A 12,219-nucleotide genomic window follows, 5' to 3' on the forward strand; every position below is an offset into this window, starting at 1 on the left:
TCATGTTGGGTACGAAATCACGCGCCAGTCTTATGACGGCGGCAATTATCCTCGGCTGCGCTTCATCCGGACAGGCAGAAGAAATGGGGAATGCTGAGGCGCCTCAGCCTGCCTCTCCCCCCCAGAACGCATCGGCCGCGCCGGATACTTCGCGCCGGTACACAGTCCAGATACTTGCCACGGATAGCGCCAAAATTTCGTCTCCCATGGCGGGGCGCGTTATCACGCTGCCCTTCCGGGATGGAGACAGTTTTCACAAAGGTGATCTGCTGGTCGGCTTCGATTGCCAGATGGCGCAGAGCCAGAACCTCCACGCCCAGGCCGAAGTTCAGAAGTACAAATCGCTTGTGGAGACACAAAACAACCTGCGTAAGCTCCAAAGCTGGTCGAACGCCGATTACCAGACCACACGGGCCGACCTTGCTGCCGCGCAGGCCGATCTGGGCGTCACCAAAGCGAGCATTTCCTACTGCGCGGTCGTGGCACCATTCGACGGCACCGTCTCTGAAATGACGGTTCATAGAGACCAGTTCCTGACCCTGGGCGCGCCGATGATCAGCATAGTCGATCCGTCGCATCTGGAAATCTCCTTCCTGATTCCTGCGCGCCTTCTGGCGACACACAAGATCGGTACGCCGTTCCACGTCACCATTGACGAGACAGGCCAGACCTATGACGCTATTCTCTCGCGTGTTTCAGGAGCAGCTGATCCCGTAAGCCGAACGATCCGGGTCTATGCATCCATTACATCGGAACATCCCGGGCTTCTTCCCGGTATGACGGGTGACGCCAATTTCTGAATACTTCACGCCTCAGGATCGCCAGCGCCAGGCTGAAATCCTTGCGCGGTTCATTGCTTTTACGGACAGGCTCAGAGCGGCTACCGACAAGGATACCTTGTCGTTTATTGCCGTCAACGAAACACGCAATATCGTTCAGTATTCGCACGCTGCCTTTTACAGCGGTGCGACACGGAAGTTGATTTCCGTGTCCGGCACCGTGGATCTGGACTTTGATGGCACCTATGCGCACTGGCTGAAAAGCGTGTCCAGCAGCTTTCCATCGCAGCAGCCCTCGAGCCATCAACGCGACGACCTGCCTGATGGCCCCGCCAATGCCGATATCTTGCCGCCGTATTTCCTCTCCCTTCCGGTAGCGTGGAATGGTCACGAGCAAGGCCTGTTGCTGCTCGGTCGTCACGCGCCTTTTTCTGATCCCCACGAACTGGCTATCTTGCAACGCATCGGCCCTGCGATCGGTCAGGCACTCACCTGCATCGCGGCGCAACCGCGCAAACCATTCAAAGTCCGGCAGTCCGCCCTTCTCATAGGGGTATGCTTGCTCGCTCTGGGGTGCGTTCCAATCCACTCATCGATGATCGGGCGCGCCGAGATCATCCCTTACGAGCCCGCCGAGGTGGTGGCGCCTTTTGAAAGCGTGATACTCGACCTGAAGGTCGACCCCAACGAACCTGTCAAAAAGGGGCAGGTGCTCGCAGAACTCGACCGGGCGCAGATACAGAACGCTCTCGCCGTTGCACGCGAAACCCTTGCCGTGGCTGAGGCCCAATACCAAGAGGCGCTCGAGTCTGGTGTTGACGACCTCAAGGCACGTTCAGACATCGGCCCGCTTCAGGACAAGATAGAGTCTGCCAAGGCTGATGTTCTTTACCAGTCATCGCTGCTTGAACGGACGGTGCTCCGCGCTCCGATTGATGGGATTGCCCTTTTCGCCGACCGTCTTGCCTGGACAGGCAAGCCCGCCCAGACAGGTGAAAAAATACTAGTCGTCGCGCCACGGAAATCCCGCGTGCTCAAGATCGCCATAGCCCCTGACGGGCTTTGGCAGGCCGACCCAAACGCGGAGGTTCTGTTTTACAACAACAGCCGCCCAGAGCACCGTGTGAAGGGCATCCTGATCAGTCGTGCCTATGCCCCCAAGCAGCTTGGGGACATGTCGTCGGTTTATGAGTTCAGGGCAGATCTTGAGACTGAGGCACATCTCGGCGACGAAGGCACCGGCAAAATTCTTGGACCGCGTACGCCTCTGATCATCTGGATCCTTCGCCGACCATGGCAGGTGATCCGTCCATGGCTGTGACCCCGCCGATTGGGCAGCCCTATTGGCCGCAGCTCCGCGACGATCTTCAACTCCTTCCCGGTCAGCCCGAGAATGGCCACCCGACATGGCGCCTCTATGACCCTGCAGCGCATCGTTACATCAAGCTGCCCTGGTATGATGTCGAAGCCTTGAACCAATGGCATCTAGGGGATGCGGGCAAGATTGCCGCTGCCCTTCGCGTTGAAACCACCATAAACGCCAATCCAGCCGATATCGAGCAGCTGCGCGATTTTCTGGTCGGGGCGAAATTGACCCTGCCCAACACACCGGACAAAACGAAGCAGTTCGTCGGGATCCTGGCCCGCAGACGCTCCAATCCCGTGAAATGGCTGATCCACCATTATCTTTTCGTCTCACTCACCCTCTGCAATCCTGATGGGGTGCTGGGACGATGGGAGAGACGATTCCGATACATAACCGGGCGTCGCCTGTGGCTGCTGATCGCGGCACTCGGCATCAGCGCGTTATGCGCGATATCCCAGCAATGGGACATCTTCGTGCATGATATCGGTGATCTGTGGTCATGGCGCGGTTTCGCCCTTGTAGGTTCAGCCTATTTTGCATCCAAAATCATACATGAAATTGGGCACGGTCTGGCTGCAAAACGCCTAGGTTGCGGCGTTCCCTCAATGGGGCTGGCGCTGCTGGTTCTATGTCCAGTCCTGTGGACGAACACAACCAATGCGTGGCGTCTGACCTCGCCGCGTGCGCGTATCGCGATCGACATTGCGGGCATGACGGCAGAGCTTTTGTTGGGCAGCGTAGCGGCCTGGTTCTGGGTTATCTTGCCGGACGGCATAGCGCGCGAGGCCGCACTTGCTCTCGCAGCCTCCAGCTGGGTACTGGCGCTAACTATCAATCTGAACCCACTGATGCGTTTCGACGGCTATTATATCCTCTCCGACCTGATGGGGGTTGAGAACCTCCAGGAGCGTGGCTTTTCCTATATGCGCTGGATTTTACGTCGCATCATATTTGGGGCTGTTCCTTTGGATACCGAGCCGGGGGAACTACCAAAGAGAAGGAAGGCACTTGTCGCCTGCTGGGCGCTGGGTACATGGGTATATCGCCTTTTCCTCTTCTTCGGCATAGCACTCCTCGTCTATCACGCGACTTTCAAGGCGCTCGGATTGCTGCTCATGGGCATTGAAATCGGCGTATTCATCTTGATGCCGATCATCCGTGAAGCCAGGGTTTGGGGGCGCTCATTTGTGCATGCTCCTGCGCAAGGACGTACGCGCTTCATCGTCGCATGCGTGGCTGCAAGTATTGCTCTCTTTTTTCCATGGTCTTCTCACCTGCGTCTCCCAGCTGTCATTGAGGCATCGGAGCAAACCGAACTGACAAGCAGGGAACACGGAACGATCAGATATGTGGTGCACGATGGGGCATCCGTCGCCAAGGGTGACCCTATTCTCGTCCTGAGCGACGCCACAATCGAGAGAGAGGTTACGCGCGCGAACGCTGAGTGGCGCTATTGGCGGGACACAACAAATCAGCTCATGCGTAATGTTGATGCCCATAAGTCGCTCAGTGATAGCATCGCACATAAGGCCGCAGCCGCCGCGGCACTCCAGAAAGCGAACGAGCATCGATCGAGCCTGACGCTTCGTGCTCCGTTCAGCGGCATCATTCGCGACGTTCCCGAAAGCATGCGGAAAGGCAATCTGATTGCGCGACATCAGAAAATCGCGTTTTTGATTGCACAAGGTCAGGCGAGAGTCACCGCTTATGCTGCGCAGGAAGACCTCGACTATTTACACGTGGGAGATCATGCTCGTTTCATTCCCTCGGACGGCAGCGAGCGCGTTACTGCAATCCTCAGAACCGTCGCCGATTATCCTGAAGATACGATCGAAAAATCGGTCCTGTGGAATGCTGGCAAGGGCGCATTGAAAGCCAAGATGCTGTCCGGGAAGCTCAAAGCCGATAAAGCCCTTTACCGCATAGATGCTTTTTCAGAATCTGGTGAAGTTGCTGGCATGCAGGTTCCGGGAACGGTCGTGATTAAAGGCAGTCCGAAAGTCATGGCGTTTTACTTTGGTAGGAAATTTTTCTCTCTGATGTTGAATGAGACAGCAGAATAAAAGACGTATCTCTCTCGCTTCGATCTGGATTCACCGCGAGACTTGCACTCCTTTGGTAGAATACCTCGAGGAGGGCTTTCCTTGACGCCCAATAGCTGATTCACAGGAGACCGGCTATGATGAGGGCTGTCGATGAAAGGGAATTGACGAGCGGATCTGTGCACACGGCTTTAGCCGTTTGTGGCGGGGTTTAGCCATAAGGCGCAGCGCAGCATATGCCCGGCCTGTATTGCCGGACTGATCGATGCGGGAGACTGCAAGAGCATCTAGCCGATCGTGGCCCGGACGGGCGAGGTTCCGTATGATCGGCTGCATCACTTCGTCAGTGCTGGCGTGTGGGATAGCGCACCGCTTGAGGCGGCCCTGTGGGACCACGCCGATCGCCTGGTAGGTGACCTACGATCGTGGCTGATCGTCGACGACACCGCCTTGCCCAAGAAGGGCACGTATTCGATCGGCGTTGCTCCGCAATATGCTTCATCCCTCGGCGAGAATGCTAATCGCCAAATCAGGGTTTCCCTGACCCTGGCGGCGCACGAGGTACCGGTCATGGTAGGCCTGCGGCTGTTCCTGCTGGACAACTGGATCGCTGACCAGACGCGTATGACCCGTGCGCGCATACCCGAAGAATATTAGACCGCCAGGAGCAAGCCTGAGATTGCGATCGGGGAAATCGACAGGCTGACAGCGGCAGGTATACGGTTCGGCTTCGTGCTGGCCGATGCTGACTATGGCCTGTCTGCATCGTTCCGCCAGGCTTTGAGCACGCGGGGGCTGTAATTGGGCCGTCGGCATTCCGCGTCATCAGAAAGTCTACCCGCACGATGTCCAACTAATCTTCCCCGAGAGTACGCGCAGTCGGCCACGCCTCCGTCATGTGCCCGATCAGTCGTCGGTCAAGGCCAAGGCGACGCCGGAGACCGCCATATGGCGACCGATGAGCTGGCGACGCGGTACCAAGACCGGCCCGGCCGACAGGTTCGCCGCAGCGCGGACGGACCGTCCCAACGTATCGGCAGGCTTGGGGCACAACACATGCCGGGCGAGGAAGCTTGGCAGGTCGGGGAGCAGCGAAGCACCGGCGAACGGAAATATTATCTGTCGAATCTACTGGCCGATACGCCGTTCAAGGGCCTCGTTCAAGCGATCAAGGCACGATGGGTCTGCGAGCAGGCCCATCAGCAACTCAAGAAGGAACTCGGCCTCGATCACTTCGAGGGGCGATCGCGGATCGGGCTGCAACGGCATGCTCTGCTCGGCTCGGCATGATGGCCTATGCCCTTCTCCAATCCTGTCGCCTCGAGGCAGCAGGGCGGAAAAAAACCACCACGAATCCGTCGCTTCAGCCCAGTCTGCCAGCGATCCTTCAGGCAATTATCAATTGCATCCTCCGACCGCCATGCCGACAGTACCCTTCCTGCGGCAGGCGGCAGGACGCTCAGTCCACACTCATCACAGAAAATGCCAAAGTAGTGCTAGGCCTAGAACTCTTGCGTAGACCATTACGGTTAAGGCTAGGTAGAGGGCTGAAAGAAAGGCGATCTGACCTCAGTTTTATTGAGTTTGTCCTACTTTATCGTTGCCGACTTAGACTTGTCCACCTCGCCAAAATATCAAGATCCTGCTGTGCGCGACATGCTTTTGCGCGCCCATCGGATCTCGAAAAATTTCTCGGCTCGTTGTCAGAAACATCGCAGCGAGAATAAGTGGCAAGCTATTTCAATCTACAGCATCTCGCATCAACGGGCCAAATGTGTGCCTAAAGCGTCAATAAACACCCGGACCTTGGAGGATAGGCTTCGATGCGCAGCATAGACGGCATGTACCTCCACTGCCTCCGCTTCATAGTCAGAGAGCAGTCTCACAAGCCGCCCCTGCACGATTAAGGGGCTTGCCAAGAAGGCAGGCAAACGCCCGACACCTCCCCCGCTCTCAAGGACGACCTGCAGGACGGCGGGCTCCGGGATGACGGATCGAACATTAACGGACACGCGATGCTCGCACTTCGAGTTATCCGTAAAACGCCAGATCGACGGTTGATCGGTCCACCCAAGCAACTCGTGATTGGCCAGGTCCTGCGGCGTTTGGGGCATACCCCTTTCCGCGAGATAAGACGGGCTGGCGCAGGGCCATAATTCGATCCTGCCCAGCTTGCTGGCGATCAGGTCAGAGTCGGGCATTGCCCCTATCCGGATTGCCACGTCGACATCCTCCCTCGCCAGATCAACAATCCGGTTCTCAGCCTCAAGATGGACGCGCAGATCAGGATACTCTCGCAGAAGATGCGGCAGCATCGGCGCCACCAGCCCGATTGCGAATGTCGTTGCTGCGCTGATCTTCAGAACGCCTCGAGGCTGCCCCGTCACACCATCGAGAGCCGCTGTTGCCTCGTTCAGATCGTCTATGACGCGTCTAGCATGGATCAAGAGTATGCGCCCGGCCTCGGTCAGTCTGAGGGTATGCGCGCCGCGTTCGAACAGCTTCGCCCCGATTTCCCTCTCCAGACGGAACAATGCCCGGCTAAGCGATGATTTAGGCGTTCCCGTGACGCGCGAGGCCGCACTGAGGCTCATGGTCTCTGCGATGCGCAGAAAGCTCCCGAGATCATCTGAGTTCATGGGCTCTTGTTCCAGATATGGAACAAGACGTCTACGATGACGCACCTGCCCTGTCCAACGGGAACGGCTTATCGTGCCCCTTCAGTAAGGGGGCCGAGATGTCAAAACCAGTCATTCTGATTACGGGCGCAACTGGACAACAAGGTGGCGCCACGATCCGCGAGATGCAGCGTCGAGGGCATTGGCACATTCGCGCGCTTGTTCGGGATCTGAAGGCGCCAAAAGCAGTTGCTCTGGCAAAGCATGGGGTTGAGCTCGTTCATGGTGATCTGGAGGACGAACATTCTCTGCGAGTGGCGCTTGATAAGGCTGAGGGCGTTTTATCTGTCCAGTCGCCCATGAAGATCGGTGCAGCTGGCGAAGAGCGACAGGGGAAAAGGCTTGCCAGCCTTGCCAAGGAGAGTGGTGTGAGGCACTTCGTGCAGTGCTCCGCAGGCGGGGTAGAGCAACGAAGTGGCGTGCCCCATTTCCAAAGCAAATGGGCAATCGAGCAGCACATTGCGTCGCTGGGCTTACCCTCTACAATCTTGCGTCCGGCGGCATTCATGGAAAACTTCTGGAGCCTGATCTTTCGGATCACCATGCTGTCCATGATGAAGACCTATCTGAGGCCGAATCAGGCCATGCAGCTTGTCTCGGTGCAGGATGTTGCCTGGTTCGCTGCAGAGGCGTTCGAGAAACCTGATCATTACCTTGGTCGGGCCATTGAGCTTGCAGGCGATAGCGTGACGGCCCGCTCCGCAGCGTCAATTCTGAGGGATACCGGAATACGTTCTAGCCGCAGCTTTACGATCCCCTCTGTCATGCGAGCGCGATTGCCCGAGGACTTTCGACTGATGTTCGAGTGGATCGCCCGAGACGGCTTCAGAGCTGATATTCTCGCTCTGCGATGCGAGAACTTGGGAATGCTCACACTCGAGGACTGGGCGCTAAAACGCTCAAAAGACAACCGTCGACGCCGGGCGTCGTCTGCGATCGGATCGGTCAATAACGCGTAGCGAGATAAGATTGCCGATAGTAGGATAATGGCGGTCTTCCGCCATTATCCTACTTCCGTTTCCTCATATGATCGGAAGTAGATCTTTTCCGCGGACAACGGTAGGGGATGGGCTAGAAAGCGCATCTCAGAGACTGACGCTATGAGCTTCAGTCTTCGCGAGGCGCAGCGCGTCCGCGCTTGATCCCCGCGCGGCGGGATTTGCCATCCAACCGGCGCGCGCGCGCCGCCCGGCCCGGGCGCGTGGGGACCCTGAACGGCTGGCGGTGGGCGGCTTCGCGGATCATTGTCGTCAGACGATCGATCGCGTCCTCGCGATTACGGATCTGCGTGCGGAAGCGCCTGGCCGTGATGACGATCACGCCATCACGTGTTGCCCGACTACCGGCGATGTCCAGCAGCCGCACGCGCACTCGCTCGGGCAGGGACGAGGAACGCGCTGCATCGAAACGCAGCTGCGCTGCGGTCGCAACCTTGTTGACGTTTTGGCCACCGGGCCCGGACGCCAAGATATAGCTGACCTCAAGCTCACTGTCGGCAAGGGACAGGCCCGGAAGGATGGGAATTGTCATGACACACCCTATAGCATATCGCATCGTGAAATACCGCATGGGCGCTTTCACGTTGATTTGCGGGAGGGAACCGCAGCCCGATGAAACAGGTTAAAAAGAAAGACCAGAAACGTCACCGCATCGACATCATGTTCGCCTGCCCCGAGGATTGGAAGCATGTCGCAAGATGCTACGACAAAGGCCCCACCGTTTTTACCTCAGCTATCTGCCTCGCTGTAACCGTCGCATTCTGAATGTCAGTCCTGAGCTTAATCAGCATGGCTCGCATCAGATCAAGCCGCGGGCTGACGCCCTCCAGCTGTGGCGTGATTGGTATCAGGCCAAAGTCACGGGGATGCTGTTACATCAGCGCTCAGAAGCCCATCATTGCGTCGCCACCAAAAGTGAACATGCCGGAGTTCCGGTTATCATTGAAGGGCGACGTTCCACTGAGCGAGCGGTCGAAACGGATTTCTGGACGCAGTGCGAAGACGCGGATTCCATGACCGAGATCGGGGCGATAGGTTAGGCCCAGTGTCAGCGCCCCGTAGGTGGTGGGCGCGGCGGTTTCCGCAGGGGCATAACCGCCCTTGAATGCGTTCATGTACCCTTGATTATCTAAGAAGCTGACCACGAAGAGGCCCGAATTATCCCGATAGATTTCACCGCGATAATTGAAGGTAAGGCTTGATGAGATTTTATAGCCCGCGAATGTGACCACGCTCCACGTCTCGGCACGTAAACCGTCATCGTGCAGAAAGTTGAATTCACCGATCAGGCTGAGTTTGCTGTCGACCGTGTAATAGGCGGCAATATCATTCCACCAGCGCTGCGCCGTGTTTGCCGCAGGCCCAAGCGTGTTCACCGCGTTTTCAGGACCGACGCGTGATAGTTCCACGACGTTGAGCTTGCCCTGGGCCAGACCGTTCAGATTAAAGCCGAAATAACCGGCAGCGGCTTTGTTGTTGTCATTGCTGCCAAAAGTGGTCTGGTTACCGGTGTCGACCCCGAAATTGAGGTCGATCATCTTGTTGATATGCCAGTGGAACATTGCCCCCAGATGCTCAAAGGGCACGGAATATTGCGAGGTATAGGCCAAAGTGTAGAAAGGCCGCGCCGTAGGATCGAGCACCTCAACACCCATCGGGGCCTGAAGAATGCCCACCTGCATATCAATGCCGCCCTCGGTCAGGATGGGGGCATGAACATCCACATGAGCTTGCGCTGGCAGGATCTGGTACCGCTGGCCGATTGCACGGTTCGAGATGCCCAGAAGATGGTAATAACGTGCGTCTGAGCCATAAAGACCTTGGAGTGTAAATCCCACCTGATAGGTGGATTTGCTCGGATCGATTGGCTTGGTGAGGGTCAGGCTGATCTGGTTCAATTGGGCCTGATTGGCGTGATCACCAAGAAAATTGCCGAAATTGATTCCGTTATCGGGACGCGCCAGGTTGGCCGTGATGCCACCCTCGATCAGGCCCGTCAGTGCAATGTCCTGTAGCCAGGGGCTTTCGGTCGATTTGAAAACGGCAATCTGTGCCTGCGCGGGCTTCAGCATCATTGTCGTGGCAAGAAGCGAGAGGGCATTGATGGCAATCAATCGCTGACGAGAGATAGTCACATTCTTAGACAAAGATTTCATCCCTATTGAATAGGAACATGATCTCTGAAGGCGCATAGTGATGACAGAGGTAGCGAGCTCCCCTTTCATAGGAAAGCTATAGGTAAGCTGCGCCGGGATACGGAGGGGCTTGTTCATCTAGGCTCAGGATGCACAGCCAGAACGTCACAGTTACAGTGTGGTGGCTGGCAAAGCAGAAGAGGGTCCGCATCTGTTGTAGCCGACCTGCCTCGCGCGGGATGTTTTACCCGGAACACGAGGTTTGATCCCCCTCGCTTCCAGTTTATCCCCAGCCGGTCGGCCTTTCAGCCGCGATCAGTCCACCGTATTCATATCTCTAGGCAGAAGCACGGTTAGGGCATTAGGTAGAAAGGCAAGATCCCCCTCGCCTTCTCTTCCAGAAAGGTGGACCCGTTTGTTCGGACAGTTTCTATTGCCTGATAAGCTACAGCCGGTTGTTGTTATGCCGCCCGTTTGACGGCGTTACTGTTGGCCATTGGGTCCGGGGTTAACCCTGGACCAGAGAGCGTCGGCACGTCATGATACCCTTCATCGGGCGTGCGTCCAGCCAATGCCGGATGCAGACGCTTCCTATGGTAATCGGCGATCCATCCCGTAAGGCTTATCCGCAGTTCCGCGCCGGTCTCAAAGGCATGGAGATAGATGCATTCGTATTTGAGCGACCGCCACAGGCGCTCGACGAACATGTTATCGAGCCAACGTCCGCGCCCGTCCATGCTGATGCGGATTTAGCGTTTCTCCAGCACTTCCGTGAACCGGGGCGTCGTAAATTGCGGGCCCTGATCCGTGTTGAAGATATCCGAAGCGCCATAGCGGATCAGGGCCTCCTGCAGCGCCTCGCCGGCGGCCATCGTGTTCGACAGGCGCCACGACAGAACCTTACGCGTAGACCAGTCCATGATCGCCGCGAGGTAGCAGAAACCCTTGCGTATCGGGATGTAGGTGATGTCCGAGCACCAGACCTGATTGCGGCGATCGATCAACAGATCCCGCAGGAGATACGGATATTCCCGATGCGTCGGATGTGGGATGGTCGTGCGTGGCTTCTGGTAGAGCGCCCGCAGACCCATCGTCGGCATCAGTCGACGGACACACTCGCACCCGTAATCATTACCAACTCTCTTGAGATGCGGGATCATCTGCCGCGCCCCGTAATAGGGCGTCTCCAGAAACTGCACGTCTATCAGCCACATAAAAACCAGGCTGGTCTCACTGTCCGGCACGGGCCGGTAGTAAACGCCCTATCGGTTCAATTGCAGCAGCGCGGGTTGCCGCACCACGGATAGCCGGGGCCGCTTCAGGTCAATCATTTGTCGCTTTTGAGCAAGCCCAATCGCACAGAAGCATCGCGCAAAAAATCCCGTTTCACCAGCAGCTGCCCGATCTTCGCGTGGAGTTTCTCCACGTCGGCCGGGCTGATTGTCGCCTCAGGGGCCTGCTTGCCAGAGAACGTCGCCGCCATACCTTCAATCGCCTGGCGCTTGCATTGGGCGGTCATCGTCTGATGCACGCCGTGCATCGACGCTAGTGCTGCCAGTGTCTGCTCGCCCCGGATCGCCTCCAGCGCAACACGCGACTTGAATTCACCCGAATACCATTCCCACATGACCTTATCCACAAACCCGTCCTCTCTCAGGCTGGTCTATAGCTTAACCCCCGGTCTAAGAAACCGGGACCACCTCTGCACTTGGGCACAAGCCAGAGAGCATCTGGATGCAATCGATGAGCTCTATCCGGGACTGACAGTGTCCGTGTGCGGACGAACAGCTCAAAATGTCGCCACGCTGCTTCGGGGGCCCTATCCCAATCTGCATCTGCAAAAAGAGTTATGTGGCAAGGCGGCTTATGACCTCGTGCTGACGATCACGAGCAGCAAGGAAATGCTCTACGACAACATAGCGACATCAGACACGCTGGTTAGTGGTTTAGGCGCTTATAGACCCGTCATTGTTGAAGTTGGGCCCGGGATTGTGGAGGGAAGCATGTGTGTGGTCGATGACCCTGTCGGGGCGCCGGTTAAAGCCGGCGACATCATTCAAGCGGGGAAGAACTGGTCGCAGGTCGGGTCGCTTGCGGATCATCTAACTGGGACCCCACGGGAGATGGTATCGGTGTTTTACAAAAGCGTTGGTTGCGCTGCCCGGGATCTCGCTGCATGCGGAGTGGCCATGGCGGGCATGATTGAGCTCGGTTGAACATA

At 57.1% G+C, this 12,219-nt stretch carries 9 protein-coding genes and 2 pseudogenes; 7 read left to right on the plus strand and 4 right to left on the minus strand.

Going from position 1 to position 12,219, the window contains the following annotated elements; genetic code table 11:
- Positions 1-2: 2 nt before the first annotated feature.
- The 4 genes and pseudogenes from F3J08_RS14155 to F3J08_RS14170 all read left to right on the plus strand — a co-directional run bounded on the left by F3J08_RS14155 (position 3) and on the right by F3J08_RS14170 (position 5,706).
- Positions 3-800 (plus strand): efflux RND transporter periplasmic adaptor subunit, encoded by a 798-nt coding sequence (locus tag F3J08_RS14155; protein WP_166930801.1) that lies wholly within the window; start codon positions 3-5, stop codon positions 798-800.
- A complete protein-coding gene (locus F3J08_RS17570) occupies positions 784-2,100 on the plus strand; it encodes an HlyD family secretion protein (RefSeq protein ID WP_166930803.1) in 1,317 nt (438 codons plus the stop codon). Before F3J08_RS14155 ends, F3J08_RS17570 begins: the two co-directional genes overlap by 17 nt.
- Positions 2,091-4,208 carry an HlyD family efflux transporter periplasmic adaptor subunit gene (locus F3J08_RS14165; protein ID WP_166930805.1) on the plus strand — a complete coding sequence of 706 codons (2,118 nt, stop codon included), beginning with the start codon at positions 2,091-2,093 and terminating at the stop codon, positions 4,206-4,208. Before F3J08_RS17570 ends, F3J08_RS14165 begins: the two co-directional genes overlap by 10 nt.
- A gap of 180 nt (positions 4,209-4,388) precedes the next feature.
- A pseudogene (locus F3J08_RS14170) lies at positions 4,389-5,706 on the plus strand (IS701 family transposase).
- Between the two features lie 241 nt (positions 5,707-5,947).
- Here F3J08_RS14170 and F3J08_RS14175 read toward each other — a convergent pair.
- A complete protein-coding gene (locus F3J08_RS14175; protein ID WP_166930807.1) occupies positions 5,948-6,826 on the minus strand; it encodes a LysR family transcriptional regulator in 879 nt (292 codons plus the stop codon).
- Between the two features lie 98 nt (positions 6,827-6,924).
- On the opposite strand from F3J08_RS14175, the gene F3J08_RS14180 reads away from it, so the two are divergent.
- Complete coding sequence (locus F3J08_RS14180) at positions 6,925-7,824, plus strand: NmrA/HSCARG family protein (RefSeq protein ID WP_166930809.1); 900 nt, start codon at positions 6,925-6,927, stop codon at positions 7,822-7,824.
- 148 nt (positions 7,825-7,972) lie between these two features.
- On the opposite strand, the gene arfB is transcribed toward F3J08_RS14180, so the two are convergent.
- The gene (arfB, locus tag F3J08_RS14185; protein WP_122039553.1) at positions 7,973-8,395 is read right to left on the minus strand and encodes an alternative ribosome rescue aminoacyl-tRNA hydrolase ArfB; all 423 of its coding nucleotides are present in this window, start codon (positions 8,393-8,395) and stop codon (positions 7,973-7,975) included.
- An 80-nt stretch (positions 8,396-8,475) separates the two neighbouring features.
- Here arfB and F3J08_RS14190 point away from each other — a divergent pair, with 80 nt between their 5' ends.
- Positions 8,476-8,628: a hypothetical protein gene (locus F3J08_RS14190; protein ID WP_166930811.1), complete on the plus strand. Its 153-nt coding sequence runs from the start codon at positions 8,476-8,478 to the stop codon at positions 8,626-8,628.
- A 119-nt stretch (positions 8,629-8,747) separates the two neighbouring features.
- Here F3J08_RS14190 and F3J08_RS14195 read toward each other — a convergent pair whose 3' ends face one another.
- Together F3J08_RS14195 and F3J08_RS14200 are read right to left on the minus strand one after the other, a co-directional pair.
- Positions 8,748-10,019, minus strand: a complete 1,272-nt coding sequence (locus tag F3J08_RS14195) for an outer membrane beta-barrel protein (protein WP_370458747.1) — start codon at positions 10,017-10,019, stop codon at positions 8,748-8,750.
- Positions 10,020-10,459: 440 nt separating this feature from the next.
- A pseudogene (locus tag F3J08_RS14200) lies at positions 10,460-11,625 on the minus strand (IS3 family transposase).
- Between F3J08_RS14200 and F3J08_RS14205 the strand changes: the two are divergent.
- A complete protein-coding gene (locus tag F3J08_RS14205; protein ID WP_166930813.1) occupies positions 11,624-12,214 on the plus strand; it encodes a hypothetical protein in 591 nt (196 codons plus the stop codon). The pseudogene F3J08_RS14200 and the gene F3J08_RS14205 overlap by 2 nt on opposite strands.
- The last annotated feature ends 5 nt before the right edge of the window (positions 12,215-12,219 follow it).

The organism is Asaia sp. As-1742 (assembly GCF_011753235.1).
Classification (GTDB): Bacteria; Pseudomonadota; Alphaproteobacteria; order Acetobacterales; family Acetobacteraceae; genus Asaia; species Asaia bogorensis_B.

What these genes read in the sequence shown, in the direction of transcription:
- F3J08_RS14155 (WP_166930801.1), top strand. Translation starts at nt 3, where the DNA reads ATGTTGGGTACGAAATCACGCGCCAGTCTTATGACGGCGGCAATTATC.
- F3J08_RS14165 (WP_166930805.1), top strand. Translation starts at nt 2,091, where the DNA reads ATGGCTGTGACCCCGCCGATTGGGCAGCCCTATTGGCCGCAGCTCCGC.
- F3J08_RS14175 (WP_166930807.1), bottom strand. Translation starts at nt 6,826, where the DNA reads ATGAACTCAGATGATCTCGGGAGCTTTCTGCGCATCGCAGAGACCATG.
- F3J08_RS14180 (WP_166930809.1), top strand. Translation starts at nt 6,925, where the DNA reads ATGTCAAAACCAGTCATTCTGATTACGGGCGCAACTGGACAACAAGGT.
- arfB (WP_122039553.1), bottom strand. Translation starts at nt 8,395, where the DNA reads ATGACAATTCCCATCCTTCCGGGCCTGTCCCTTGCCGACAGTGAGCTT.
- F3J08_RS14190 (WP_166930811.1), top strand. Translation starts at nt 8,476, where the DNA reads ATGAAACAGGTTAAAAAGAAAGACCAGAAACGTCACCGCATCGACATC.
- F3J08_RS14195 (WP_370458747.1), bottom strand. Translation starts at nt 10,019, where the DNA reads ATGAAATCTTTGTCTAAGAATGTGACTATCTCTCGTCAGCGATTGATT.
- F3J08_RS14205 (WP_166930813.1), top strand. Translation starts at nt 11,624, where the DNA reads ATGACCTTATCCACAAACCCGTCCTCTCTCAGGCTGGTCTATAGCTTA.